The organism is Frondihabitans australicus (assembly GCF_003634555.1).
Classification (GTDB): domain Bacteria; phylum Actinomycetota; class Actinomycetes; order Actinomycetales; family Microbacteriaceae; genus Frondihabitans; species Frondihabitans australicus.
In genome coordinates this window covers 1,962,699-1,989,100 of the sequence record NZ_RBKS01000001.1, presented here as the reverse complement: position 1 = coordinate 1,989,100, position 26,402 = coordinate 1,962,699, and the positions used below count along the sequence as shown (strand labels likewise).

Annotated in this window: 26 protein-coding genes; 14 read left to right on the top strand and 12 right to left on the bottom strand. The window is 68.4% G+C overall.

Features of this window, described 5'->3' with window-relative positions:
* Positions 1-12 precede the first annotated feature (12 nt).
* Positions 13-249: a hypothetical protein gene (locus C8E83_RS09245; RefSeq protein WP_147430127.1), complete on the bottom strand. Its 237-nt coding sequence runs from the start codon at positions 247-249 to the stop codon at positions 13-15.
* A 246-nt stretch (positions 250-495) separates the two neighbouring features.
* Between C8E83_RS09245 and C8E83_RS09240 the strand changes: the two genes are divergently transcribed.
* The 3 genes from C8E83_RS09240 to C8E83_RS09230 all read left to right on the top strand — a co-directional run bounded on the left by C8E83_RS09240 (position 496) and on the right by C8E83_RS09230 (position 2,244).
* Positions 496-1,296, top strand: coding sequence for a class I SAM-dependent methyltransferase (locus C8E83_RS09240; protein ID WP_121369596.1), 801 nt, complete (start codon positions 496-498; stop codon positions 1,294-1,296).
* Between the two features lie 87 nt (positions 1,297-1,383).
* Complete coding sequence (locus C8E83_RS09235; protein ID WP_121371834.1) at positions 1,384-1,815, top strand: MarR family winged helix-turn-helix transcriptional regulator; 432 nt, start codon at positions 1,384-1,386, stop codon at positions 1,813-1,815.
* Positions 1,816-1,908: 93 nt separating this feature from the next.
* Positions 1,909-2,244 carry a hypothetical protein gene (locus tag C8E83_RS09230; protein WP_121369595.1) on the top strand — a complete coding sequence of 112 codons (336 nt, stop codon included), beginning with the start codon at positions 1,909-1,911 and terminating at the stop codon, positions 2,242-2,244.
* A 149-nt stretch (positions 2,245-2,393) separates the two neighbouring features.
* Here the strand turns inward: C8E83_RS09230 and C8E83_RS09225 are convergent, their stop codons facing one another.
* Positions 2,394-2,804: an arsenate reductase ArsC gene (locus tag C8E83_RS09225; protein ID WP_121369593.1), complete on the bottom strand. Its 411-nt coding sequence runs from the start codon at positions 2,802-2,804 to the stop codon at positions 2,394-2,396.
* An 89-nt stretch (positions 2,805-2,893) separates the two neighbouring features.
* Here C8E83_RS09225 and C8E83_RS09220 point away from each other — a divergent pair, with 89 nt between their 5' ends.
* Entirely contained in the window at positions 2,894-3,247 is a 354-nt protein-coding gene (locus C8E83_RS09220) for an ArsR/SmtB family transcription factor (RefSeq protein ID WP_121369591.1), read from the top strand.
* Between the two features lie 105 nt (positions 3,248-3,352).
* Here C8E83_RS09220 and C8E83_RS09215 read toward each other — a convergent pair whose 3' ends face one another.
* From C8E83_RS09215 to C8E83_RS09205, 3 genes are all read right to left on the bottom strand, one after another.
* Complete coding sequence (locus C8E83_RS09215; RefSeq protein WP_121369590.1) at positions 3,353-3,874, bottom strand: hypothetical protein; 522 nt, start codon at positions 3,872-3,874, stop codon at positions 3,353-3,355.
* A 59-nt stretch (positions 3,875-3,933) separates the two neighbouring features.
* Positions 3,934-4,281, bottom strand: a complete 348-nt coding sequence (locus C8E83_RS09210) for a hypothetical protein (RefSeq protein ID WP_121369588.1) — start codon at positions 4,279-4,281, stop codon at positions 3,934-3,936.
* A gap of 319 nt (positions 4,282-4,600) precedes the next feature.
* Positions 4,601-4,948 carry a hypothetical protein gene (locus C8E83_RS09205; protein WP_121369587.1) on the bottom strand — a complete coding sequence of 116 codons (348 nt, stop codon included), beginning with the start codon at positions 4,946-4,948 and terminating at the stop codon, positions 4,601-4,603.
* Between the two features lie 747 nt (positions 4,949-5,695).
* Between C8E83_RS09205 and C8E83_RS09200 the strand changes: the two genes are divergently transcribed.
* Positions 5,696-6,550: a PHP domain-containing protein gene (locus C8E83_RS09200; RefSeq protein ID WP_121369585.1), complete on the top strand. Its 855-nt coding sequence runs from the start codon at positions 5,696-5,698 to the stop codon at positions 6,548-6,550.
* A 461-nt stretch (positions 6,551-7,011) separates the two neighbouring features.
* On the opposite strand, the gene C8E83_RS09195 is transcribed toward C8E83_RS09200, so the two are convergent.
* Positions 7,012-7,695, bottom strand: a complete 684-nt coding sequence (locus tag C8E83_RS09195; protein ID WP_121369584.1) for a TetR/AcrR family transcriptional regulator — start codon at positions 7,693-7,695, stop codon at positions 7,012-7,014.
* Between the two features lie 121 nt (positions 7,696-7,816).
* On the opposite strand from C8E83_RS09195, the gene C8E83_RS09190 reads away from it, so the two are divergent.
* Entirely contained in the window at positions 7,817-9,346 is a 1,530-nt protein-coding gene (locus C8E83_RS09190; RefSeq protein WP_121369582.1) for a DHA2 family efflux MFS transporter permease subunit, read from the top strand.
* Positions 9,347-9,571: 225 nt separating this feature from the next.
* Entirely contained in the window at positions 9,572-11,344 is a 1,773-nt protein-coding gene (locus C8E83_RS09185; RefSeq protein ID WP_170159890.1) for a PDR/VanB family oxidoreductase, read from the top strand.
* Between the two features lie 108 nt (positions 11,345-11,452).
* On the opposite strand, the gene C8E83_RS09180 is transcribed toward C8E83_RS09185, so the two are convergent.
* Positions 11,453-12,040: a TetR/AcrR family transcriptional regulator gene (locus C8E83_RS09180; RefSeq protein WP_121369579.1), complete on the bottom strand. Its 588-nt coding sequence runs from the start codon at positions 12,038-12,040 to the stop codon at positions 11,453-11,455.
* 107 nt (positions 12,041-12,147) lie between these two features.
* Here C8E83_RS09180 and C8E83_RS09175 point away from each other — a divergent pair, with 107 nt between their 5' ends.
* A complete protein-coding gene (locus C8E83_RS09175) occupies positions 12,148-13,089 on the top strand; it encodes an NmrA family NAD(P)-binding protein (protein ID WP_121369577.1) in 942 nt (313 codons plus the stop codon).
* A 19-nt stretch (positions 13,090-13,108) separates the two neighbouring features.
* Here C8E83_RS09175 and C8E83_RS09170 read toward each other — a convergent pair whose 3' ends face one another.
* The 4 genes from C8E83_RS09170 to C8E83_RS09155 all read right to left on the bottom strand — a co-directional run bounded on the left by C8E83_RS09170 (position 13,109) and on the right by C8E83_RS09155 (position 18,281).
* Complete coding sequence (locus C8E83_RS09170; RefSeq protein WP_170159889.1) at positions 13,109-13,723, bottom strand: PKD domain-containing protein; 615 nt, start codon at positions 13,721-13,723, stop codon at positions 13,109-13,111.
* A gap of 318 nt (positions 13,724-14,041) precedes the next feature.
* Positions 14,042-15,610, bottom strand: coding sequence for a hypothetical protein (locus tag C8E83_RS09165; RefSeq protein ID WP_121369573.1), 1,569 nt, complete (start codon positions 15,608-15,610; stop codon positions 14,042-14,044).
* Positions 15,611-15,695: 85 nt separating this feature from the next.
* On the bottom strand, positions 15,696-16,808 hold the full coding sequence (locus C8E83_RS09160) for a fatty acid desaturase family protein (protein ID WP_121369571.1): 1,113 nt from the start codon (positions 16,806-16,808) through the stop codon (positions 15,696-15,698).
* 45 nt (positions 16,809-16,853) lie between these two features.
* Positions 16,854-18,281, bottom strand: coding sequence for a glycoside hydrolase family 32 protein (locus C8E83_RS09155; protein ID WP_121369569.1), 1,428 nt, complete (start codon positions 18,279-18,281; stop codon positions 16,854-16,856).
* 98 nt (positions 18,282-18,379) lie between these two features.
* Here C8E83_RS09155 and C8E83_RS09150 point away from each other — a divergent pair, with 98 nt between their 5' ends.
* Positions 18,380-19,219, top strand: coding sequence for a carbon-nitrogen hydrolase family protein (locus C8E83_RS09150; protein WP_121369567.1), 840 nt, complete (start codon positions 18,380-18,382; stop codon positions 19,217-19,219).
* Between the two features lie 24 nt (positions 19,220-19,243).
* On the opposite strand, the gene C8E83_RS09145 is transcribed toward C8E83_RS09150, so the two are convergent.
* Positions 19,244-20,443, bottom strand: coding sequence for an aminotransferase class I/II-fold pyridoxal phosphate-dependent enzyme (locus C8E83_RS09145; RefSeq protein ID WP_121369566.1), 1,200 nt, complete (start codon positions 20,441-20,443; stop codon positions 19,244-19,246).
* Positions 20,444-20,519: 76 nt separating this feature from the next.
* On the opposite strand from C8E83_RS09145, the gene C8E83_RS09140 reads away from it, so the two are divergent.
* The 5 genes from C8E83_RS09140 to C8E83_RS09120 all read left to right on the top strand — a co-directional run bounded on the left by C8E83_RS09140 (position 20,520) and on the right by C8E83_RS09120 (position 26,340).
* Positions 20,520-22,142 (top strand): S1C family serine protease, encoded by a 1,623-nt coding sequence (locus C8E83_RS09140; protein ID WP_121371833.1) that lies wholly within the window; start codon positions 20,520-20,522, stop codon positions 22,140-22,142.
* Between the two features lie 74 nt (positions 22,143-22,216).
* A complete protein-coding gene (locus C8E83_RS09135; protein ID WP_245981549.1) occupies positions 22,217-23,293 on the top strand; it encodes a glycosyltransferase family 2 protein in 1,077 nt (358 codons plus the stop codon).
* A 2-nt stretch (positions 23,294-23,295) separates the two neighbouring features.
* Positions 23,296-24,105, top strand: coding sequence for a CDP-alcohol phosphatidyltransferase family protein (locus C8E83_RS09130; RefSeq protein ID WP_121369564.1), 810 nt, complete (start codon positions 23,296-23,298; stop codon positions 24,103-24,105).
* A 29-nt stretch (positions 24,106-24,134) separates the two neighbouring features.
* A complete protein-coding gene (locus C8E83_RS09125; protein WP_245981547.1) occupies positions 24,135-24,983 on the top strand; it encodes a glycosyltransferase family 2 protein in 849 nt (282 codons plus the stop codon).
* A gap of 82 nt (positions 24,984-25,065) precedes the next feature.
* Positions 25,066-26,340, top strand: coding sequence for a CDP-glycerol glycerophosphotransferase family protein (locus C8E83_RS09120; RefSeq protein ID WP_245981545.1), 1,275 nt, complete (start codon positions 25,066-25,068; stop codon positions 26,338-26,340).
* Positions 26,341-26,402: the final 62 nt, after the last annotated feature.

Below are 26,402 nucleotides of genomic sequence, written 5' to 3'. Positions count from 1 at the left end.
GAGCAGCGCAGCTCAGCGGTCGCAGTAGCAGGGGATCTCGCCCTCGTCGTAGCTCGGGAGGATCCCGGAGCCGAGGCAGTACAGGCAGCCGGCGATGTCCTCGGGCCACTCGGCCTCGTCGGGCGCGGGCCGCGCGGCCAGCGCGTCGAGGTCGAACGCGGTGACGGGGATCGGGACGACGACGTCGGTCATGTCGATGTCGTTCCAGGGCTCGGCGGAGATCTCGGCCGGCGTCTCGATGTTCTGCATGGTCACTGCCCTTCGACACGGAAGTCCTCGCGAGCAGGGGAAGACCTCCTCGTCACGACATGTCCCGGAGACGGCTCCGCCGGCTCCACTTCGTGGTGGTTGCCGAAGGCGTTGCGCCCGCTTGGGACGGGCGGAATTGACCAGGCCCTCAGATCACTTTAGTTAAGCTCTTGACAGTACGGTGCTTATCTATCTACCGTCATAGTGCGTCGGAAATCACCTGCGCACGGAGCCGAGGAGCATCACATGTCCACACCTGACGAAGAGGCCATCGCCGTCGTCCGCCGTACGCTCGCCCTTTGCCGGGCCGAACGTGACCGTCCCCACTCGATCGCGGGTGACGTCCAGTCGCAGCAAGCGATCAACCAGGGATGGGAGCCAGTCGACCCCGATGGCGAGCCGATGGACCTTTCAATCCTGCTCGAGATGAAGGGTCCACGAATCGACTTCTTCGACCAGCAGGTCATCACCGCCCTCGACGAGGGCATCACCCAGGTCGTCATTTGCGGGGCCGGCTACGACGACCGTGCCTTGCGGTTTCGCACCGCCGGCGTGCGGTTCTTCGATCTTGACCTGCCGGGGGTGTCAGCGGATAAGAAGGGGCGACTGGCCACGAGCGGTGTGGACACGAGCGATCTGACGCTCGTTCCCATCGACTTCCGTACTGACGACGTTGCCACAGCTCTCGCAGCGTCCGGCCACGACGGCACGAAGCCGACGCTGTTCCTCGCAGAGCACCTGTTCGTCTTCCTCGACCGTGCGTCGTTGGTACGCCTGCTTGAGGGCTTGCGCAGCGTCGCCTCGTCGGGGAGCCGACTCGCGGCCACTTTGGAATCGCACGCCGGCGAGCTCGACACAGCTACCGTCATCGCCGACTTCAATAAGGCGTTCTTCGGTGACATCACCCCGATGCCATCGATCTACACGCGCGAAGCGTTCCTCGACATGTTCGGCTCCGCAGGCTGGGAGGTCGAGGCCCCCGACGTTGTTTCGGGGGTGCCGCACACTGAGACCATCGACACGGAGTTCGTCAGCGCGATCGCTTGATGTCGGCCACCCGGTCGGCGCCCGCGCACATCGTCGGCCGGGCTTCGGCACCGCGCCCTTAGGAGACATCCCGCTATGGTCATTCACATGACGGAGCCCTCGCCGACTTCCGACGGCCCGATGGACAAACTCGAACGGATCAACCGCGCTCAGATCCGCGCCGGACAGGACTGGATCAGGGGGCGCGGCCTCACACTTCAGCAGGCCTTTGTGCTCAATTACCTCACGGACCATTCCGGTGCCATGCAACGCGAGATTGCAGAGGCGACGCAGACAACGCCAGCCAATATCTCGGGCGTGCTGCGAGTCCTGCAGTCCAGAGGCCTAATCGAGCGCCGCACTGACGAAGGTGATGATCGCAGCAAGCGCGTTTTTGCCACGCCGGACGGCGTTGCGCTTCTTGCCGGCCGCGACGACGCTATGGCCGCCGTCGATGACCGGCTCCTTTCACCATTGAGCTCCAGCGAACAGGCGACGCTCGACGAACTGCTGGGACGAATAGCCGCGGCGCTCGACTAGGCCTTCGCGTTTACCCCTGATCTTCAGGCCCCAGACGGGTGCCGCCCGAAAGCGGACTCGTGGCTGGGTGCGCCCTGTTCCTACGCTGAGCGCATGGGGAAGTTCATGCGCGGGCTGTGGGGGCGCAGCCGACGCGAACGAGACGACACGCCTGGCCACAGCCGCACGCGGCCGGAGCACGACGTCGACACGGCGCTCATCATCGAGGCGGCGCGGCACGTCGTGACGACGAGGGTTGCGACGCAGGCCTCGCTCGCGCGGCATCTCTTTGTCGCACCGATCATGGCCGACGAGCTGCTGGCGCGCCTCGAGCACTGCGAAGTAGTCGGTCCGGCGACGCCCGGACCGTCGAGGCGAGTGCTGGCGACGTCAGCGGAGCTGCCCGGGATCATTGCCGAGTTCGAGCGCCGTGAGGAGACCGGCGACTGACGCAGAAGGACCCCCGCTCATCGAGCAGGGGTCCTTTGTCGAGGTGCTCAGCAGCAGTCGTCGCCACAGAGCTCGGGTGCGCAGAGGATCGGGTCGATCGTGTCGCAGCAGTCCATAGGAGTCACCTCCTCTCGCCGTAGTGGGTCAGGTCACGCACGCGTCGGAAGGACCTCGGCGAGGAGCGTCTCGACGCGGGCTTTGATGTCGTCGCGGACGCGGCGGACGACGTCGATGGGCTGGCCGGCGGGGTCCTGGAGCTCCCAGTCCTCGTACCGCTTCCCGGGGAAGATCGGACACGCATCACCGCACCCCATGGTGATGACGACGTCGGAGTCCCGGACCTGCTCGGTGGTCATCAGCTGCGGGACCTCATTACCGATGTCGATGCCGAGCTCCTGCATCGCCGTGACAGCCACGGGATTGATCGACCGCCCCGGCTCGGAGCCTCCGGAGCGCACCTCGACGGCGCCGCCGGAGAGCTCGCGCGCGAACCCCGCAGCCATCTGCGAGCGGCCGGCATTATGCACGCAGACGAACAGGATGATCGGCTTGTCGGTCATGGCGGGGTCTCCTTGCATTGACGAACATCGATGCATTGAGTCTCACGCAGTACATTGATGGATGTCAATGCCATGCGTAGACTCGGCCCATGACCTCGACCGCTGAACTGCTGCCGCTCGCCGTCATCGGTGCCTGCTGCTCGCCGGTCACCCGGGAGCCGATCAGCGCCGAGAACGCCGCGAGCCTGGCGCACGTCCTGAAGGCGGTCGCGGATCCCGCGCGTCTGCGCCTCGTGTCGATGGTCGCAGCGCACCAGGATGCCGAGGCGTGCGTGTGCGATCTCACCGAGCCGCTTGGACTGTCGCAGGGCACGGTGTCGCACCACCTGAAGATCCTCGTCGACGCCGGCATACTCACCCGCGACAGGCGCGGCACCTGGGCGTACTACGCGCTGGTGCCGGGCGCGCTCGACTCAATCGTCGGACTGCTCGCGGGAGCGTGAGCCGACGCGGCTGCGCGTCAGCACCGCGATCACCGCGATGGTCGACTTGATGCTGCCGCTCCACGACCCGCAGATCGACGCGCGGTTCGACGACGCCTGACGCGATCAGCGACGATTCTTCATGCGGCGCCCGTACACGAAGACGACTGCGGCGACGACGAAGGCCGGGATCCCGAGCCAGATCTGCCAGACGGGCCACCCGGGCGCTCCGAGGTACATGACGGCGGTGCAGGTGATCCCGATCGCGATGCCGGCCCATGCCCAGACCGTGGCACCCCAGGAGATCTTGAACACAGCCGGGTGCCGGAGCATCCAGACGGTCATGAGGATCGCTGCGACGAGCAGCGCCGCGGCGAACGGCCACGGCACGGTGAAGTTCGGCCAGCCGGGCGCGACCTGCTGGTACCGGTACCTGCTGAGCCCGGGGAGGTTCGGCTCGGTGATGAAGCCCCGGACGGTCGCGAACACGGCAAGCCCCATGGGCCAGAGCACGCCGAGCACGCCGAGAGCGTTGGAGCCGTTCGTGAGCTTGCCGAACGCGGCGCGGTCCGCAGGCGCGAGCCGTCGGATGTACGCGCCACCGGTCCGGAATCGCGCGGCCCTGCCTCGCCTGCGTGCTTCCCCCATGCCTTCCATCCTCGCAGGGGAGACCGCTCCCGGAGACCGCGTTGCTCGGATACTGGAGGTCAGTATCCGACACCCGGCGGCGGCCACGACTCGGGCTCGGGGCTGTTCTTCGCGATCAGCTCGTGGATGTCGCGCTCATGCTGCACGGCCCAGGCGACGGCGGAGTTGAACGTCGCGAACGTCTTCAGCCAGGGCCGCCTCCCACCGGCGTCGCGGCAGTGCGCGTAGACGTCGTAGACGTGCGTGCCGCGCTCGGCGCGCTTCACGCAGTACCCGATCGGCGTCGGCGTGACGCGCATGAGCCACAGCCCCTGGCCACCGGGCACCGCGGGCACCGCAAACGGGTGCGTGTCGGGTCGCTTGCGCAGGATCGCGTCGAGGCTTTCTGCGGAACCGCGCACGCCCATAATTGGCACAGTAGCTTCAGCCAGCGACTCCGCTTTCTACTCGAGCGAATAAGCGCAACGGCTGAAGGGAGTGTCAGTTGGCGTACTTCATCTTCGCTCGATTTTCGAGGGACTGTAGAGGTGCGGCGACATCAAGTCGCGCTCGCGCTGGAAGTTGGTTTGTCAGATGACACGATAACGTGCCCCTCATTGCTTTCATTCGCTCGCGACCAGGCAGCAACCAACTCTGGCATATCAATGAGCAACGAATGATTGACGGGTGCGGCCGATCAATCACGGAGTCCGGCAAAGAAAGGAGTGAGAGCGACCCGCGCAAAGATCAGGGGAGCCGAAAAGCACCTGCATGACTTCCGATCGTGAGAGCGTCGTCAGCGCGGGACGTTCGAAGGGCTTCCGCGGGCGTCATGCCGTCAAGATCCTCTTGCGGCGCGTTCAGCCACAACGCGTCTCCCCAGGGATTCCTCATGTCCGGATCGACCAGCTCGAGCATCTCGGCCAGCCTCGGTAGGAGGCCGCCCTCGGAGTCGAACTGAAAAGACGGGAAGAGAGTCATACCGTCCGAGGTCACGACGTGCAGAACTTCGCCAATCGCGATTCGTTCCTCCAGGAACCGCCGGTCGTGTCCCCAACACTTCAGAAGACCACTTTCGTCGAAGAACGGGCCCACTGCTTCATCCCAGAAAAACGCGCCAGCTTCGCCGGAGCCACCAGATGCTTAAGTCATGCCGTGATCCTAGATCGCCCGGAGAGAGCTCGAGCAGGCGCCTGCCGTAGTACGAGCCTGCCCGTACAGCAGCCACTGGGACGATGGACCACCGGCTCGAAATCGCCGGTGTGTCGCGCCGAGTTCGGCGCGCTCCTCAGACAGCGTTCGAACTCTCGTGTGCAGATCCTGCATACCCGGACGCTAAACGGCGATCCGTAGTCCATGCCGTACGCAACCCGTCGTGAACGTCGACCATGAATACAGCCCGAAGGCTCCCGCATCGGTTCCGATAATAGTCATTGTCGGAGGCTGTTGGCGGGGGGTGAAGTGGGAACAGGCCGAGCAGTTCGGGGTTCAAGAGCGCGCGCTTGTCGGCCGCCAGCTAACGTGTCCGTCTGCCACTCAACGTGTCTGAAATACGGACTCGGACCCGTAATTTGGCAGCACGGAGCAGCAACGTCGAGTAGCGCCCAGCTCAGTCTTCGTGCAACACGAGGTATCCGTACGGAGTGCGTGAACTGAGATAGATCGCGGACCACCTTGCCCGCCTTCGTCGACCGCGTCCAGGTGCCCGGAGACGGATCGGCTTCCCGGACGGAGACGGAACACCCCGGAACTACTCACTCAGCTACCCGTGGGGAGCTGGAGAGCTGGCGCCGGTCGAACAACCAGTAGATGACGTCAGAGCGGCGGGAGTAGCCTCTCGAAATGCCGAACCTGGCCGCGGATGCGCACGTTCATAGCGAGTGGTCCTGGGACTATGGGTCAGACGCGAGGTCGGCTGGCTCCATGGGACGGATCTGTGAACGAGCTGTGGCAATCGGATTGCCGGCGTTGGTCTTCACGGAGCACCTCGATCTGGAGGACTCCTGGCGCGCCGACACAGGTGACATCGGCGGAACGACTCAGAAGTACATGGACGACCGCGGCCACGTCACGCTCCCGCCGTTCGACGCAGACGGATACTTCGCGGCGATCGAACGTGTCCGGCACGAATATCCTCAGCTGAGGATCCTCGCGGGCGTTGAGTTCGGCCAACCGCACCTGTGGGAAACGAAGGCAGCATCGCTGCTCGCCAGGAGCGACTTCGACCGGATCAACGGCTCGCTGCATATGCTCGACTTTGATCGTGGCAATCGAACTGAACCGACCACTCTCTACAAGCACCGCAGTGCTGACGACGTCATGTGGGCGTACCTGGAAGAGATCCCACGTATGATCGCCGGTTCTGAGTCCTTCGAGGTTTTCACCCACATCGACTACGCCGTGCGCTCCTGGCCCACCCAGACCGAGGGACCCTTTGACCCGCGTCGCTTCGAGGAAGGGTTCCGCGCCGCGATGCGTTCACTTGCGGACTCGGGGCGCGCTCTGGAGATGAACACCCGCAGACTCTGGCCCTGGATTCCGCGATGGTGGTCCCAAGAAGGCGGCCGCTCTCTTACTTTCGGCAGCGACACCCACGGACCAGACGATCTCGCGGCAAACTTCCCTGAGGCAATGATGATGGTCGAGGCGTTGGATTTTCGCCCGGGCGCACGACCGGAAGACTTTTGGACACGCTAAATGGCCAAAGGCGCGGCGCGTCCGATGGACCGATCGTCTTTCGAGACTCTGCTCGTATCAGGACAGGCAATGTGGCAGTGGTGCCGGACACCGACCTCTCGGCGGGGGCTTCACCGAGCCGGTCCAGGACAGGTGGGTCGGCGGCCAGCACCTGTCGTTCGCCATGCAACTTGCACAACTGCCAGTCAATGTCTCGGAAATATGGCTATTGACACGTTGTTTGGCCGTGCTTATCGACAGCACACGTCCTGCGACACTGCCGTGGATGGATCGGCGGGTCGTCGCACGGGCCGACATGAACGCGCGACCGCGAGCACGTAGACAGGGCCGGAAGCGACGTGATGCCGGCACAGACGCAATATCTGGTCGGCGGCGTTGTTCTGCGGCAGGCTACCCGTCCGCGGGCGGCGATGGGCGCTGGCACAACGGAAACTGCCGACAGTCGCCCGGCTCACGTGCAGTCAGGAAGTAACGGCGACATTCTCGGTTCGACGGGCCGTGCTGACCTGCTCGACGACCGGCCTGACGAGTGCGGCTCCTCGGTCGACGTCGGCCATCGTCCGTCGACGCAGCTCAGTCAGGTTGCTGCTGGTTCTACCGTGCTCGAGGAGCCCGGTGAGGTGGATGCGCCACAGGCTGATGAGGGCGCCCGCCGCGACCTGGTTCTCTGGATGGGTCGGAGGAAGCCCGTTCCGACGCGATAACGCTTCTGCGGCGCTCGTGGTGAGCGCTTCCGACCGTTCGGCCACGACCGCCCGGAGCGCCGGTGTCGCCGCGACGAGCGACACGAATCCACGGATTCCCCGGATCAGGTCATCGCCCGAGGTCGCCGTCGGTGAGGTCGTCGCAAGTTGGTCAATCTCTCGCCGGATCGCGTCGAGCACGGCGTCAAGGAGGCCAATGTCTGAAGCACGATCCTCGCTGAGGACGAGGGCGAGCGCGTCACCACGCTCGAACAGCAACGACTCCTTCGTCGGGAAGTAGCTGTAGAGCGTTTTCGGTGTCACGCCGCACGCGAGGGCGATGTCGCTGACGCGGACGTTGTCGTAGCCGTGCTCGGCGAACATTGCGGTCGCGGTGTCCGAGAGCCGCGCTCGGAGCGCGAGCTTCTTGCGCTCTCGTAAGCCAGGCACCGCGGTCTCCACGACTCCACGCTAGCGCGACGGGCCTTCACCAACAAGAAAAGTAACACTGTGAAGTTTTCTGATGTAGCGTCGACGTCACGCGCTCCACCCCTCCGGCGCGACAACGAAGAAGGACGATCAGATGGCCTCGGCACACACCGCTCCGACTGCTGAAACCGCAGGTAGCCGGCACGGCAGACCCACCGATCGCAGCCGCTGGCTGGCGCTCATCGTTCTGAGCCTCGCCCAGCTGATGGACGTACTCGATGGCACGATCATCAACATCGCGCTCCCGACTGCGCAAGCCGACCTCGGCTTCGCCTCCGAAAGTCGGGCGTGGATCGTCACCGGCTACGCACTCGCGTATGGCAGTCTCCTGCTGTTTATGGGGCGACTCTCGGACCGGTTCGGCCGCAAGCGGCTCTTCCTCGTCGGCCTCATCGGGTTTGCCGTCGCGTCGGCGGTTGGCGGAGCCGCCGGCAGCTTCGAGATGCTGCTGATCGCGCGGATCGCTCAGGGCGTGTTCGCTGCGACCCTCGCTCCCGCTGCCCTGTCGCTCGTATCGGTCACGTTTGACCGGGACAAGAAGGAGCGAGCGCGAGCGTTCTCGGTCTTCGGCGCAGTCTCGGGCATGGGTGGCGTGATCGGGCTCATCCTTGGCGGTGTGCTCACCGGCGTCGTGTCGTGGCGATGGTGCCTGTACATCAACGTCGCGATCGCCGCAGTCGCCCTCGTCGGCGGCCTGCTGTTCGTGCGGGACGAAGTCCGCCGCGATCGCGGTGCCGCGCTCGACGTCCCCGGCGCCGCGCTCGTCGTCGCTGGGCTGTTCGGGATGGTCTATGGGTTGAGCAACGCGGCCGACCACGGCTGGTCGGATCTATGGACGTGGCTCCCCGTCGGTGCCGCTGTGGTGCTGATCGGACTTTTCGTACTCCGTCAGTACCGCGTCGCGAACCCGCTGCTCCCGCTGCGGGTGGTCGTGGATCGGAACCGCGGCGCTGCGCTCATGTCGATCGGTGCGGCTGGGGTCGGCTCCTTCGCCGCGTTCCTGTTCCTGACTTACTATCTCCAGCGCGACCTCGATTTCACCCCGCTGCAGTCCGGGTTCGGATTCGTGCCGATGGTGGCGACCCTTGTCCTCGGCGCAGCCGTGTCAGGTTCCGTCTTGCTGCCCCGATTTGGGCCACGACCGCTCGTTCCTCTCGGGCTGGTCCTCGCTGCGGTCGCGGTGGTTCTCCTGACCCGCATCGGCAGTGGGGATGACTACGCCTCCCACGTGCTCCCCTCGGTATTGATCCTCGGGCTCGGTTTCGGCTTCGTTTTCGGGTCCGCGCAGAACGTCGCAACATCCGGCCTGCCTGCCCAAGACAATGGCGTCGCTTCCGCGATGGTCAGCACCGCGCAGCAGGTCGGCGGCTCCATCGGCCTGGCCGTGTTCACCTCCATCGCCGCCGCCGCCGGAACGGCCTACGTGGAAAGCCACACGGCAGGAACTAACCGGGCGCAGCTGCAAGCCGTGGCGACGCTCTACGGCGACCACATCGTGTTCTGGGTCGCGGCCGGTGTGTTCCTCGCAGCTGCAGTCCTCACCGCCGTGATGTTCCGCTCCGGACCCATCGCCGACACCGACACCGAGGAGGACGAAACCATGCAGCTCGACATCGAATCGTGACCGCGTACCGACACCTCCTCGGACACCGCAAGCCCCCGTCCCCGCCAGAGGCGGCAAAGGCGAACTCCGATCCCCACTTGGACCCGCAGGTCGCGGGTCAGATCGGCCCGAAGTCCGAGCCCCCACGGCGCACGAACGAGAACCAGGATGCCGAGACCCAGGCCCCGTCGCTTGATACGGGCGCCACCATCCCTGAACGCGCACACCTCTCGAAAGAGTGAAACCGTGACCACAATCACACCATCAAGCGATGTCACCGCAGCCAACTCGTCACAAGCCCCCGCGAGCTCGGGAGGCGGCGACGCGGTGGCCCGGCCCGGTAAGAAGAAGCCGAATGCATCGAAGGTCTGGCGGGCACTCCTGCTCTGGCTTCACATCGTCGCCGCGGTGTGCTGGATGGGGCAGGCACTGGCCGTAACAGTGCTCCTCATCATCAGCGCCACGTCAGCCGCCGGTGATCTGAAGATCGGCACGATTCTGGCGTCCGACCTGCTCGATCAGAAGATTCTGGGCTACTCCGCGATCACGGCCGCGTGGACTGGCTTCGGACTATCCACGACGACCACATGGGGGTACTTCCGAAGCCGATGGGTGACGACGAAGTTCGTCATGACCATCGCGCAGATCCTCACTGGGACCTCGGTCGCGGGAGCTGCCTACCCCCAGCTCGAAGCAGCCTCGCTCGACGGGAAGAACGGCGCCAGCATCCTGCTGGCCATCATCGCCGTCGGCCTGGTAGCTGCCGGCGGAGCGTTCCAAGTGTTTTTGTCGGTCTCGAAGCCATGGGGCCGCACTCGATGGGGACACCGGGCACAGACAAGAGGTGCCGAGGGCCGCCTCGCTCCCGCACCGACCCTAGTCGTCGCCGGTCTCTTCCTCGCGGCGCTCGTTGACCTCGCCATCGGCCTCGTGACGGGCATCCCGCTGCCGAGTGTCTCCACCGCCATGCTTGTGGTCGCGCTGGTCGTGCGCCGACGGGCGCGGACGCGCCTCATAGCCACGGACGCCGCTGCAGGTGGCGGTCGCAGCGCTGCTGATCGCGGCAGCGTCGGCTCGACACGCGTTCTTGACGGCGTCGTGGCGGCGCGCACGCAACTGACTGACTCGTTGGTGCAGCTCCGGGTCGCTGTCGCGGACGGATCTCCAGTGTCCGAGTGGGAACCCGGCGCGCACATCGACCTGCTCCTACCCTCGGGGAAAGTCCGCCAGTACTCACTCCATGGGGACCCCGAGGACCGCGGAGGTTTCGACGTGTCGGTGGTGCGGGAAGCGGAGGGCCGTGGCGGTTCCATCGAGATCTTCGACCTCGCCGAAGGAGCGAAAGTCGGCATTGGAGGGCCCCGCAACAACTTCCCCCTCGTGAACGCCCCCCGCTACCTGTTCGTCGCTGGCGGCATCGGCATCACCGCGCTCAAGCCCATGCTCGAAGCCATCGACCACGCCGGGCAGCCGTGGCAGCTGATCTACCGGGGCCGCACGCGCGTCGGGATGCCGTTCGCGGACGAGCTTTCCACCCAGTACCCCGACCAGGTCTCCATTTCCGCAGCTGACGCAGATGCGCGTCCGAACCTCGACGCAGCCCTAGCCGGACTGCCAGACGGATCAGTCGTGTACTGCTGCGGACCGTCGTCGATGATGGATTCCCTTGACGAGAAAATTAGCAACGGCTATCCGAACCTCACCCTCCACGTCGAACGCTTCGCCGCCACCGCTCGGGATGACAGCCAGAACCGTCCATTCAAGGTGTTCCTCCCGCAGACTGGCGAATTAGTCGACGTCCCCGCCGACAAGAGCGCCCTCGATTCCCTCCGCTCTGTCCTCCCCGAGCTGCCCGGCTCCTGCGAGACGGGGATTTGCGGAAGCTGCGAGATGCGCGTCCTCGCCGGCCGGCCCGAGCATCGCGACGACATCCTCACCGCCGCTGAAGGGGATCGCACAGACGTGATGTACCCGTGCGTGTCCCGATCGAAGGACCCGCTTCTCGTCCTCGATGCATGACGCCGAGCCCATCGTTCCTCAATGCCACCCTCGTCCTGTCGACCGCCGTCGCGCTCGCACTTGATCCGTGGGGCGGTGATGGGCGGCGGTCGGTGATGACCGCTGCGGTCAGGAGGACGTCGGACCAAGCAGCGGCATGAGGATGGTGTCGACGACGTTCACGGCATACGTGTCGTCGACGTTCTGGCCGTCCACGACGACCCGATGGAAGGCTAGGGCGGGGAACGTCCCCGCGATCAGCGGCAGGTCCAACGTCTCCGAGATGAGGCCGCGGCGGACAGCACGTTGGAGGACCTCGAGGAAAAGCGCCGCGTAGTGCGTTCCGATGCCGTCCCTAGCGGCCACTCGAACCGCCTCGTTACGGGCCATCTCACTGAGAAGGCCGGCCATCAGGCGTTGATTGCGGTCGTCGGCACCGACGTACGTCTCCGCGCACTCGAGAAGGTCTTGACGAAGTGAACCCGTGTCGGGAACGGGAGGCACCTCGCGGATCGCGCCGACGGCGGCGACGACGAGCTCCGACTTGTTCGACCAGCGCCGGTAGAGGGTGTGCTTGCTCGCACCCGCACGGGCCACGACCTGGTCGATAGAGAGGCGGTCGTAACCGACCTCGATGAGGATCTCCTGCGTCGCCCGCAGGAGGGCGTCGTCGACGGAAGAGTCGCGCGGGCGACCCGCCGGTCTGACTTTGTTCACGATGCCTCCCCTGGCAGTCTAGTCTCGCGGGAATAAATACGGCACGGATTCGTATCTATACTCTGAGGGCACGACAATCCGCCCCACGACTCGAATGAGAGCACCCCATGACCACCATCCTCATCGCCGGCGCCACCGGCCTCCTCGGCTCCGGCATCGCCTCGAACCTCGTCACCCGAGACGACGTCACCGTCCGTCTCCTCGTCCGCACAGGCTGGCAGAACGACGCCTCCAAGACCGCCAGGATCGACCCGTTGGTCGCGGCCGGTGCGGAGGTCCTCGTCGGCGACGTCACCGACCCGGGTTCGCTCGACGCCGCGACGAACGGCGTCGACGTCGTCGTCTCGGCCCTCCAGGGCGGCCGAGACGTGATCGTCGACGGGCAGGTGGCACTCGCGACCGCAGCCGTAGCCAGCGGGGTGCGCCGTATCATCCCCTCCGACTTCGCCATCGACCTGTTCCACGCTCCAGCGGGCGCGCCGCAGTTCGAGATTCGGAAAGAAGCCGATGCCCTCATCGAGGCGATGGACATCGAAGTGATCCATGTGCTGCAGGGCGCGTTCATGGATCAGATGGTGAACCCCGCCTACCCGGGTCTCATCGACATGGCCAATAAGGTCATCCGGTACTGGGGCACGGGCGACGAGAAGATCGACATGACCACCGTGTCCGACACAGCCGCATTGACCGCCCGAGTGGCGGCAGACCCCGACGCCGCCCCCGGCGTCCACGCCATCTCCGGCGCCCTCGTCAGCTTCACCGACATCGCCCGCGAGATCGAGGCTGTCTACGGCGTCACCCTCCGCCACGAGAGCTGGGGGAGTCTCGACGACCTGAATCACGCCATCGCTGCGAAGGGCGGCTCGTGGAACGCCATCATGGAATGGTACTTCTTCGCGATGCTGCAGACCCCTCCGCTGCTGAGTCTCGGAAACGACCGCTATGCCGACCTGCAGCCCACCACCCTCCACGACCACCTCGTCACCTACCTCGGCCGAAGCGAGAACCCAATCTCGATCTTCAGAGACGAAACCGACACCCACGCCTGAAACGAAGAAGCCCCGCTCGTCAGTGACGAGCGGGGCTTCCAATCGGTGGTGATGAGGCCGAGCGACGACCCCGGAACCGACGCACGGCGACGAGCGCGCAGCCGGCGACGAGAAGCAGGATCGCGAGGATTCCGCCGCTCTGGGTGTCGTCCGAGCCGGTGAACGCGAGCTGCTTCGCAGCAGCCGCGGGTGCGGCGTCAGCCGTGACCGGAGCGAACGGCGCCGGGGCGACGACAGGGATGATCGGCGTCACGACGGGCGTGCCCGGGTCACTGGTTCCCGAGCCGCTACCTGCACCCGTTCCGGCGCCGGTCCCCGGGTCGCTGACCGGGTCCGACGTGTCCGCGTCCGCGGACACCGTGACCGGGCGCTGCGGGGACACAGACGCGTCGCCGGAAGTGATCGTCAGCGTGGCCACGTACTCGCCGGCCTTCGCGTACGTGTGGTCGGTCGTGACCCCCTCGCCCGTCTCGCCGTCGCCGAAGGCCCAGCTGTACGAGTCGATCGCCGCGTCGCCGAGGCCGGTGGAGCCGGACCCGTCGAAGTGCGCGGTGAGGCCCGAACTCGTCGTCGCAATCGTGGCCACCGGAGCCGCGGGCGCCGGCGGAGCGACGACCGGAGCCGTGACGGTCACGGACGCGACATCCGGTTTGATCTCCGGTTTAGCAACCGGATTAGACCGGATTTGGCGGGGTCGCTCCGGGCAACCGGACCCAGCAGATTTCCACGTAAACCAGGAGAAAGCGCCGATTTGCCAGGTGTTTTTCGAGGCGGAAACCATAACCCAGAGGTCGTAGGTTCAAATCCTGCCCCCGCAACAAGACGCTCGTGGCAACGCAAGCAGCGAAGGCCCTCTGATCAGGGAAAACCGATCAGAGGGCCTTCGTCGTTGAGTCTCAGCATCGGGGTCGGGCGCCCGGCTCCGGGTGGCTGACCGACGACCGCTCGCGAATCAGCCCGCGTGCCAGAGCGTCGTGGCGCCGCGCGCCAGGGCCAAGGCGCCGGAGGGCGAGATCGAGAGGGTGACGCCTGCTCCTGCGCCGCCTGTGCGCGTTGTCCAGAGCGCTCGACCCGCATCGGAGTAGATCACGACGTTGCCGTCGGACTGCACGTGCAGCGAGTCGCCCGCGTGCCCGGACGTACCGCTCGACCAGAGCGCGCGTGCGCCGTCGTAGTCGACCAGGTTTCCGTCGGACTGCAGGATCAGCCGGGACACTCCCGCATGGAGGTACTGACCGGCCGTGAGGGTCGTGCCCCGGGTGGCGATGCCGGTGCCGGGGGCGCCGTTGGTCCAGAGTTCGCCGGTGGAGTCGACGCTGACGAGTCCGCCCTGTGGCGTCAGCTCGAGCTGCGCGGCCGGGTCCTGCGTGGAGTTGATGACGGCCCAGAGAAGTCCACCGCTCGGAGGAGACACGTACAGGGCGCCCGCGTAGTCGTAGTGGAACGTGTTGCCCGCTCCCGAGGTGCCGGACGACCACAGCGCGCGGCCGTCGCCCGTCTCGACGAGGTTGCCGTCGGACTGCATCGTGAGCCGATACTGCCCTCCGACCGACGCGATCGACTGACCAGCCGTGAGCGTGCTCGACAGGGGCAGGGAGTGGCCGGCTCCGGTGATGACGGGCAGCCTCCCCGACGGGATGGTGACCGTCTTGCACCCCAGCTCGACGAAGCGGTCGCTCGAGTCGTCAGCGGCGGTGATGCAGACCGACTGGGTGCCGGCGGCGGTCGCGGGCACGACGCCCGAGAAGCCGTGATCACCGGCGATGCCGAGAGACCGGTTGATGTCGGGGCGGGGATCGCCGACGTAGAGACCGTAGGGTTTTCCGGAGCCGATGGTGACGCGCGCCGTCATCGGATCGCCCGCGTGCGGCAGGACGGCCGCCCATCCTGCGACCTGGACCCCTCCGGGGACGGCGCTGACCGCCTCGAACGAGCCCAGCGTCGGCTCTGTGAGGATGCCCGACGACTCGATGTTGTTCGCCGTGTTGACGTCGTCGGCCTCAGCGTCGGCGTCGACCTCCCAGCCGACGTTGTCGTCTTCCTTCAGGCCGAGACCGGCTCGCACCGTGACACTGAACGACGCGTCGGCCCCGGGCGCGAGCCGTCCGACGTTGCAGGTCACGGTGAACTTCGACGTGTTGACTGCGCACGAGCCCGAGCCCGGCCCGGGATGCGTGATCCCCGAGACTCGGATGTCGGAGTAGGCGTGCGCCTGGTTCGGCACCGGCGGATTACCGCCCTCGTTGTAGATGAGCGTGACGACGACGGGTTTGCTCGACGTCACGGTGCCTCGGTTGACGGGGTCGATGATCCAGGTGACGTCGTTGTCGTGCGCCACATAGCCGGGCACCGTCACCTGCATGGCGACATCGACCCCCGGCGTCGGGGCGGGCTCGGCGGCGCCCGCGCGGGTCGCCGAGCCGACGACTAGGCCGCCGGCGAGCAGAAGAGCGGCCGAGAGGGCGGCGGCTGCGGCGAGAGCGCCTCCGGCCGGGGTGGGCAGAGCGAGGCGCTTCAGCATCGGAGTCCTTGCGGTTCGGGTGTGAACCTGACTCTAACTCAGGACTGCGCGCGGGTCCGGATCATGCGTCGCCTGGACGGCGGACCTACGCCAGCCGCGCCGCAGCCGCCATCGGGCAGGTGAACGGGTCGCGCGCGGCGAGGCCGACGCGGTTCAGGTAGCCGACGATGATGCTGTACGAGCGAGGGATGCTCGCCTCGGTGTACGGCACGTCGTGGAGGGCGCAGTGCGCGCGGACGAGCTCGGCCGCCTTCCGCAGGTGCGGGCGGGGCATGCTCGGGAAGAGGTGGTGCTCGGCCTGGTGGTTGAGGCCGCCGTAGAGGTGGTCGACCCAGAGGCCGCCGGTGATGTTGCGCGAGGTGCGCACCTGACGCGAGAAGAAGTCGATCCTGGCGCCCTCGGCGATGACGGGCATGCCCTTGTGGTTCGGGGCGAACGAGCCGCCCATCATGATGCCGAAGACGGCCAGCTGCACGCCGACGAAGGCGAAGCCGATGCCGATCGGCATGAACGTGAAGACGGCCCAGAAGAGCAGGCCGAAGCGGGCCAGCAGCAGGCCGCCCTCGAGGGCGCGGTCGCGGCGGTTGCCGCGGATGTTCTGCCCGGTGATGAGCGCGGTGACGGAGAGACGGTGCAGGTTCGCGCCTTCGAAGGTGAGCAGCGGGAAGAACGCCCATCCCTGCACCATGGTGAGCCGACGCAGGAGTCCGGTGGCCTTGCGGGCGTCCTCCTCGATGAACGACACGGTGTCGACGGCGATGTCGGGGTCCTTGCCGATGGTGTTCGGGTTGCCGTGGTGACGGCTGTGCTTGTCCATCCACCACGAGTACGACAGGCCCACGAGGAACACGCCGATGTAGCGGCCGGCGCGCTCGTTCCAGCGACGCGAGGCGAAGATCTGGCTGTGCGCCGCCTCGTGCGACAGGAACGCGAACTGCGTGAACAGGATCCCGAGGATTCCCGCCGGGATCAGCGCGTACCAGGTGTGGCCGAACAGCACGGTCGCCGTCGCGGCGAGGGCACCGACGCCGAGGAGCGCGGCGAACAGCATCCAGTAGAAGCCCCGGCGCCGTTCGAGCAGCCCGGCGGCCTGCACCTGCGCGAGGAGGTCTTTGAACGACGAGGTACCCGACGTCGCGCCCGCGACGCGCGGTGCGGTGGTACGGAAAAGAGAAGTGGCCACGGCAGCTGCTTCCATGAGGAACAGCCCTTCGGCCGCACGAGTGAGTTCCCGCGAACGCGGTTAGCGCGAGTGTAGGGGCGGAGTCTGCGGTTCCACCGTGAGATCGACGACCGACGCGTTAATCGGCCAGGCGCGCAGAGAGCCGGCCGTCGTCATCAGCCTCCACGGCGGCGCGGTGGTCGGGTACACCCTGACCGTCGCGGCCGATCCGTCGCCGAAGAAGAGCTCGACGACCGACCCGTCGACGAAGCCGTGCACCCGAGACGCGTCCACGCCCTCCACGACGACCGGCGAGCGGTCCGCCCGCTCGTCGAGACTCGACGCCGACCGATCGATCTCCAGCCCCCGATCCGACGGGCGCAGGATCAGGTGCTCCGCCGCCCCGAACTCCACTCGCACCTCTCCGCCGCCCGCCGGCACGCCCGTCCACTCGAACTCGAACGCCGAGCCGACCTCGACGCCGCCGCCCTCCGCTCCGATCCCGAGCGGCGCACCCCGCAGCCGCGCGAGCTCCGGCAGCGGTGTGACGCGGAGGCGGCCCGCCTCGTCGATGCGGGCCACGCGGGGCAGGCTGAGCATGCCGGCCCAGCCGTCGGCCTCCCACCACGCCGGAGCGCGCGCCTCCAGCACCCAGCCCCAGAGCAGGGCGCCGGCCGCGCCGACCCCGTCGTCTGCGCCGACCCCGTCGTCCGTGTCCCCGTCCTCGCCGAGCGGCCGCAGGCTCGCGGCGTAGTAGTCGGGCCCGTGGTCGACGCGTTGCGCGTCGGCGATGGTGGGTGGCCCGCTCACGTCCAGCGGCAGTGCCACGGTCGGGCCGAACCCGGGGAGGTCCGCGTCCATGATGCTGACGAGCAGCAGTCGGCGGCCGCGGTCGAGGAGCACCTGCGGGCACTCCCACATGAAGCCGAGGGGCGTGTGCGGGATCCTGCCGTCCACGAGCGGCGGCAGCCGCTCCCACGTGCAACCGTCGTCGGACGCCCAGTGCAGCGCCAGCGGGGAGCCGTCGTCGCGTCCTGCGCCCATCGTCAGGTGCAGCCGCCCGCCCTCGCGCCAGACGAACGGGTCGCGGAACGAGACGATGTGCTCGTCGGGCGCCGGATCGTCGACCAGCCGGACGGCGTCGCCGAATCGGGAGCCGTCGGCCGACCAGGCCGTGAGGGCGCTCTGGTAGGGCGAGTCGTCGCGGTAGCCGGAGAAGTAGGCGCGGATGCCGTCGTCGGCGACGAGGGTCGACCCCGACCACACGCCGTCGGCTGCGAGCGGGTGCACGGAGGGCTCCATCGCCGAGGCGTGCACGGTCCACTCGACGCCGTCAGGGCTCGTCGCGTGCCCCCACTCGACCGGAGTGTCGAGCAGCAGCTTCGGCCGCGACTGGAAGTAGACGTGGTGGACGCCGTCGGCGACGACGGGTCCGTTCGGGTCGTTCACCCAACCGGTCCTCGGGCGGACGTGGAAGACGGGGCGGAGATGCTCCAGCGGTGGCGTCATAGCGCGCGACGCTATCGGGTCGGCATCGGGGGTGCAACGGAGGTCGCGTTCCGCGCGATCCTGCGCCGCATCGAACACCCCGCCGATACCCTGGAGCGATGACGACCTCGACCACGATCGCGGTGGCGCAGTTCGCCCCCGGGCCCGACACGGCGGCGAACCTCGCGGCGATCGAGGCGCTCGCCGGGCGAGCCGCACGACGCGGCGCACGCATCGTCGTGTTCCCCGAGTACTCCTCGTTCTTCGAGGCCGCGATGGGCCCGGCCTCCGTCGCGGCGGCCCAGCCGGTCGACGGTCCCTTCGTCGCAGACCTGCGCAGGATCGCGGCGACACTCGACCTGCACCTCGTCGCCGGCCTCGTCGAGTCCGCCGCTCCCGACCCCGACGGCGCCGCCACGAAGTTCTCGAACACGCTCGTCGCCGTCAGCCCCGCGGGCGGGATCGTCGCCACGTACCGCAAGCTGCACCTCTACGACGCGTTCGGGCAGCGCGAGTCGGACTGGGTCGTGCCGGGTGCGCTCACCGATCCGGAGACGTTCGAGGTCGACGGCTTCACCGTCGGCCTGCAGACCTGCTACGACATCAGGTTCCCCGAGGTCACGCGCGTGCTCGTCGATGCCGGCTGCGACATCGTGCTCGTGCCCGCCGAGTGGGTGCGGGGGCCGCTCAAGGAGCACCACTGGCGGACCCTCGTCACCGCCCGCGCGCTCGAGAACACGATCTACGTCGCCGCCGCCGACCACACGCCTCCGGTCGGCGTCGGAAACAGCCTGATCGTCGACCCGCACGGCGTCACGCTCGCGTCGCTCGGCGACGAGGCGGGGCTGGCGGTGGCCGAGGTGACCCGGGAGCGGCTCGACGCGGTGCGGGCGCAGAATCCCGCGCTCCTGCTGCGGAGGTTCCACGTCGAGCCGGGAGCACCGGCCACGCGACCTTAGGGAGAGAGCGCCGGCCCCGCGCCGTTAGACGGAGAGGGCCGCGAGCTGCTCGGACGCCCGGGCGAGCACGTCGGCCTTCTTGCAGAAGGCGAACCGCACGAGCGACGAGTACTCGGCCGCGAGAGCCGGGTGGCAGAACGCGCTGATCGGCACGCCGACGACTCCCGCCAGAGAAGGCAGCCTGCGGCAGAGGTCGACGGCGTCGTCGTAGCCGAGGGGCGCCGCGTCGGCCACCACGAAGTACGAGCCGCTCGGGTGCGACACGGTGAAGCCCGCCGCCCGAAGGCCCTCCGAGAGCTGGTCGCGCTTGGCCTGGAGGGTCGCTGCCGCGCCCTGGAAGTACGAGTCCGGCAGGTCGAGCCCCGCGGCGATCGCAGGCTGGAACGGGGCGGCGTTCACGTAGGTGAGGAACTGCTTGACGGCCAGGATCTGCGACACCAGAGTCGCCGGCGCCGACAGCCAGCCGACCTTCCAGCCGGTCGTCGAGAACGTCTTGCCGCCCGACGAGATCGTCACCGAGCGCTCTCGGGCGCCCGGCAGCGTCGAGATGGGGGAGTGCTCGAGGCCGTCGAAGACGAGATGCTCGTAGACCTCGTCCGACACGATGATCGCGTCGTGCTTCGCTGCGAGCTCGACGATCAGCCGCTTCGTCGCGTCGTCGAGCACGGCCCCGGTCGGGTTGTGCGGGTCGTTGATCAGGATCACGCGCGTACGGTCGCTCACCGCCGCCCGCAGCTCGTCGTGGTCGACCCGGAAGTCGGGGCCGCGCAACGGCACGGTAACGTGCCTCCCGCGCGCCAGCCCGATGATCGCGCCGTACGAGTCGTAGAACGGCTCGAGCGTCACGACCTCGTCGCCGGCGTCGACGAGGGCGAGCAGCGTCGCCGCGATCGCCTCGGTCGCGCCTGCCGTGACGAGCACCTCGGTCTCGGGGTCGAGCTCCACGCCGTAGAAGCGCTTCTGGTGCCGGGCCACGGCCTCGAGCAGCGTCGCCATGCCGCGCCCTGGCGGGTACTGGTTCACGCCCGCGCGAATCGCCGCCACCGCCGCGTCGAGCACCTCGGCGGGGCCGTCCTCGTCGGGGAATCCCTGCCCCAGGTTGATCGAGCCGGTGCGCTGCGCGAGGGCCGACATCTCGGCGAAGATCGTGGGTGCCATGCGCCCTGCGTCGTCGAGCAGCATGGCGCCGCGGGCGGCGCGCTCCCAGGGGGCTGAGTCGGTCACGAGTCCACCGTAGCGGGGCGTCGCGGTGCAGCACCCTCCCGGCCTCGCCCGATCCGGCCCGCCTAGGATGTCGCGCATGACTGACACCTCTGGACGCGACACACCCGACGGCGCCGGTTCGAACCACGACCAGCAGGAGGCCCAGGCCCCAGCACAGGAGACCCAGGCTCCGGCACAGGAGACCCAGGCTCCGGCACAGGAGACCCCGGCCGCCGCGCCGCGCTGGGAGCCGCCCGTCGGCGCACCCCCGCTGCCCGGCACGCCGCCGGCACCCCTGAGCGCCCAGCAGCAGCCGACGGGGGCCAGCGGCGAGGCCGCTGCCGAGCCCGGCCGGCGCGTCCCCGCGTCCCTCGACCACGCCGCCTACGCCGGCCCGCACTCCGCGGCCTACGGCGACCTGTCGGCAGCGGCCGCCCGCGGCGAGTACCCCGACGCCGCGGCGCAGGCGGAAGCCGACGCGCACTCGTGGGCCACCGCGGGTTCTGCGGAGGGCGGGTGGGCCGCTCCTGCGACCCGACCCCGGCGAAAGGCCGGACTCGGCGCCTTCGTCGCCGTCGCGATCGTCGCGGCCGTGATAGGAGCCCTGGTGTCGAGCGGCGTCTGGGCGTTCGCCTCGTCGCGGGGCACGGCGGTCTCGTCGGGCACGGCCGACTCGCTCACGATCGGCCACTACAAGGACGCCACCGTGATCACCGCGGTCGCGGCGAAGGCTACCCAGTCGGTCGTCACGATCAACGCGTCCTCGGGGCAGAGCGCGGGCACAGGATCCGGCGTGGTGCTCACGAGCGACGGCTACATCGTCACGAACACGCACGTCGTCACCCTCGACGGCGCCAGCTCGTCGGCGACGGTCAGCGTCACCACCGCGGCCGGCCGCATCTACGCGGCGAAGGTGATCGGCACCGACCCGCTGGTCGACCTCGCCGTCATCAAGATCGACGCGTCCGGCCTCAAGCCGATGGACTTCGCCGACTCATCGAAGCTCAACGTCGGCGACACCGCTGTTGCCATCGGCGCGCCGCTCGGCCTGTCGAACACCGTCACCGACGGCATCGTCTCGACGCTCAACCGCAGCATCTCGGTCGCGTCGTCGGCGGCGCCGTCGGGCGGCGACTCGTCGGGCGGCACGAACGACGGCCAGCAGCCGTTCAACTTCGACCAGGGCAACGGCTCAGGGTCGAGCTCGGGCTCGTCGACGACGCAGACCATCTCGCTGCCGGTGATCCAGACCGACGCGTCGATCAACCCGGGCAACTCGGGCGGCGCTCTCCTCGACTCGAAGGGCGACCTCATCGGCGTCAACGTCGCGATCGCGTCGTCGGGCGACTCGTCCGGCAGCATCGGCGTCGGCTTCTCGATCCCGTCGAACCTGGTCAAGCGCGTCTCGTCGTCGATCATCAAGACCGGCTCGGCGACGCACGGCGTGCTCGGCGCCGCGATCGACGACGCGACCTCCGACTCGGCCGCCACCCACACCGGCGCCGAGATCAAGTCGCTCACGTCGGGCGGAGCAGCCGAGGCCGCGGGCCTCCGCGCCGGAGACATCATCACGGCCGTCGACGGCGTGTCGATCACGGGCGCGACCGACCTGCAGGCGCAGGTGCGGACCCTCGCGGGCGGCGCGACCGCGTCGGTCACGTACATCCGCGACGGCCGCTCGAAGACCGTGACGGTGACCCTCGGCACCCAGAAGGGCTGACGCCTCCTGGTAGGCTCTCCGGGATCGCTGCAGGCGGCCGGGCGCCGCAGGCCCTCCCGACGCATCAGGATCGCATGACCACCTCTGACAGCCAGACCGGCGGCGACGGGGCGCCCGACGACGGCGGCCCGACGGGCGTCTCGTACGTCATGCCGGTGCTCAACGAGGTCCGCGAGATCCGCTCCGCCGTCGAGAGCCTGGTCGCGCAGGACTACGCGGGGCCGTTCGAGGTGATCCTCGCCCTCGGCCCGAGCGTCGACGGCACGAACGAGGTCGTCGCCGAGATGTCGGCGGCCGATCCGCGGATTCGCAGCATCCCGAACCCGGTGGGGTCGACCCCGGCCGGCCTGAACGTCGCCATCCTCGCGTCGAAGTACCCGGTGACCATCCGCGTCGACGCGCACTCGGTGCTGCCGACCGACTACACGCGCATCGCCGTCGAGACGCTCGAGCGCTCGGGCGCCGACAACGTGGGCGGCATCATGCTCGCCGAGGGCCGCACGCCGTTCGAGAAGGCCGTCGCCCGCGCGTACGGCAGTCGCGTCGGGCTCGGCGGCACGCCGCACCACGTCGGCGGCAAGGAGGGCCCCGCCGACACGGCGTACCTCGGCGTCTTCCAGCGGCACCGCCTTCTTGAGGTGGGCCTGTTCGACGAGAACATCAAGAGGGGGCAGGACTGGGAACTCAACCGGCGCCTCCGCTCCACGGGCGGCACCGTCTGGTTCACCCCCGCCCTGAAAGTCCTCTACCGCCCCCGTCCGAGCCTCCGCACCCTGGTCCGGCAGTTCGTCGCGACGGGAATCTGGCGCGGCGAGCTCGTGCGGCGCTTCGGTGTCGCCGGGTCGGCCCGCTACCTGGTGCCGCCGGTGATGGTGCTGGGCGTCGGCCTCGGGCTGGTCGCCGGGATCCTCGGCCTCATCGGTCTCGCCGCGCACACGGGGCTCGCCTGGGCCGTGATCGGCTTCGCGATCCCCGCCGTCTACGCGGTGTTCGTGATCGTCGCGGCGGCCGCCACGGGCCAGGCCGACGGTGGGCGTTCTCGCTGGTGGTTTCTCGTAGTCTTGCCGTGCATCCATTTCGGATGGGGGCTCGGCTTCGTCGCCGGCTTCCTCGCGCTCACGAAGAACATCACCGCACACGTCGGAAGGTAACGATGTCCCACCCGACGACCGCGCGACCCTCGTCGATCGCCGAGCTGAAGCGCGTCGCCCAGCCTCCCGAGGTCCGGAACCGCGCCAACGCCGAGCACTGGACCGCCTCGCTCTACCTCCGCGATCTGTCGCCGTACCTCACCTGGGTGTTCCTCCGCACGAGCATCAGCGCGAACGGCGTCACCGGATTCATGATCCTGTGCGGCTGGGCGACCGCGTTCTCACTTCTCATCCCCGGCGTCGTCGGCCCGGCGATCGCGCTCGTGCTCGGGCAGCTCCAGATGCTCATCGACTGCTGCGACGGCGAGGTCGCCCGGTGGCGGCGGACGGCGTCGCCGGCCGGCGTGTTCCTCGACAAGGTCGGTCACTACACGACCGAGGCGCTGATCCCGATCATGCTCGGGATCCGGGCCGCCGGCTTCCCGTTCGAGCTCCCGGCCGACTACCGGTGGACGACCCTCGGCCTCGGCCTCGCGCTCATCATCGTGCTCAACAAGGCGCTCAACGACATGGTGCACGTCGCCCGTGCGAACGCCGGCCTGACGAAGCTCGAGGACAAGCGCGGCGGCCTCACGGTGCCCGACGGGCAGCTCCTGGCGCGCCTGCGCACCGCCGCGCGCTTCCTGCCGTTCCACCGCCTCTACCACTCGGTCGAGCTCACGATCATCGTCTTCGCCGCGTCGCTCGTGGGGCTGGCCTTCGGCCAGGTGCCCGTCGACCGGATCCTGCTCACCGTCCTCGTGCCCCTGTCGCTCCTCGCGCTGGTGGGGCACTTCGTGGCGATCATGGCCTCGAAGCGGGTGCGCTCCTGACTCCGAGCCCGGGGCGGCCCTCGATCGGGGTGGTCAGCCTGACGCAGGGTCGGCGCCCCGACGAGCTGCGGCGCGGGCTCGAGTCCGCCCTCGCGCAGGAGGGCGTCGACGTCGATGTCGTCTGCGTCGGCAACGGCGGCGATCCGGGCGACCTGCCGGCCTCCGTCCGAGCCCTCGTGCTGCCGGAGAACGTCGGCATCCCGGCGGGTCGCAATCGCGGTGCAGAGCAGGTCACGGGCGACTACCTCTTCTTCCTCGACGACGACGCGTCGCTGCCCTCGAACACCTTCCTGCGCGACGCCGTCGCCCTGATCGAACGAGACCGGGGCATCGGGCTGGTCCAGCCGAGAGTCACCGATCCTGCCTCCGCCGCCGACCCGCGACGCTGGGTGCCCAGGATCCGCAAGGGCGACTCGCGCCACTCGAGCGACGTGTTCTCGGTGTGGGAGGGCGCGACGCTGCTGCCTCGCGACGTCTTCGAGGCCTGCGAGGGCTGGGGCGAACCGTACTTCTACGCGCACGAGGGCATCGAGCTCGCCTGGCGCGTCTGGGCGCAGGGCCGCCGCACCTGGTACGCCGGCGACCTCACCGCGAACCACCCGAACGCGTCGCCGACCCGGCACAGCCAGTACTACCGGCTCAACGCGCGGAACCGGGTGTGGCTGGCCAAGCGGAACCTCCCTCGGCCTCTCGTTCCGGTCTACGTCGGCTCGTGGACGGCCGTGCAGATCTTGCGCTGGGCACGTCACCCCGATCGGCTCCGCCCGTGGTTCGCGGGCTGGCGCGAGGGATGGGCGCAGGATCCCGGCGGCAGGCGCTCCATCGGCTGGCGCACCGTCTGGCGGATGACGCGCGCCGGTCGGCCCCCGGTGATCTGATGTCACCCGCGCCCCGCTCGGCCGGCCCTCTCGCCGGCCACCCCTTCGTCTTCTTCTCTCCCTCGCCAGAAAGGTCGCTCCTGTGCCTCTCACCCGTGATGTGAAGCTCGCGTACGGGGTCGTGCGCCGCATGTGGACCAGCCGCCGCAACCGCAGTCGGCTGCAGAGCACCGACGTCACCGGGTTGGCGCCGGCTGCCGGGACGACGCGTGTCGCCGTCTACTTCGCCGACGGGCCCGTGAACCTCTACCAGATCCGTCAGTGGTACGAGCCCCTCGCGCACCTGCACGAGACCTTCCCGGTGGCGATCATCGTGCGCAGCCCGGCGACGATGCTCGCTCTCGCCGACGAGTCGCCGGTGCCCGTCGTCTACGCCCGGCAGGTCGTCGACCTGGAGCGATTCGTGTCGGAGCAGCCGATCGCGCTCACCCTGTACGTCAATCAGAACTCGCGCAACTTCCAGATGATGCGCTACGGCCGCATGTGGCACGTCTTCGTCAATCACGGCGAGAGCGACAAGATGTACATGACGACGAATCAGTTCAAGACCTACGACTACGCGTTCGTCGCCGGCGACGCCGCCCGTCAGCGACTGGCGGCGAAGCTCTGGGACTACGACCTCGACTCCCGCGCCATCCCGATCGGCCGCCCCCAGGCCGACCACTTCGCCGGCACGCTGCCCTACACGCCCGACGACCGCACGGTCGTGCTCTACGCGCCCACCTGGGAGGGTGACCGGGCGGCGGCTGCCTACGGGTCGATCGCGACCCACGGCACGGCCCTGGTCGCGGCCCTCCTCGCCACCGGCCGGCACCGCGTGATCTACCGCCCGCACCCGCGCAGCGGCGTCGTCGATCCGGAGTACCGCGCCGCGCACGAGTCGATCGTCAAGGCGATCCGGGACGCCAACGCCTCCGACCCCGCGGCACAGCACGTCTACGACGACGGCCCTCAGATGGGCTGGCAGCTCGCCGCGGCCGACGTGGCGATCACCGACATCTCGGCCATGGTCTACGACCGGCTCGCGACCGGTCGGCCCCTCCTCATCGCTCGACCCGCGTCGCCCGAGGCCGATGTCGACGACACCGGGTACCTCGGTGCCGCGGAGTGGCTGCTCGCCGCCGACGCACCCGACATCGTGTCGCACGTCACGCGCGTGCTGGACGACGCCGGCGCCCGGGAGCGCCTCGCGTTCTGGACCGAGCGTCACTTCGGCGACACCTCGCCGGGCGCTGCGACTCGCCGCTTCGAGGCCGCCGTCGACCGGCTCGTCGTGCGGTGGGAGGAGTTCGCCGCCCGCGACGAAGCCGCCGGGCGGAGCCAGGCGGCCGATCGCCCGAACGATCTCGAATCGTAGGGTATGAAACACCTGTCTTGTAACGTCTGGACTTCTATCGCTGGGTGACACGATCATGAAGC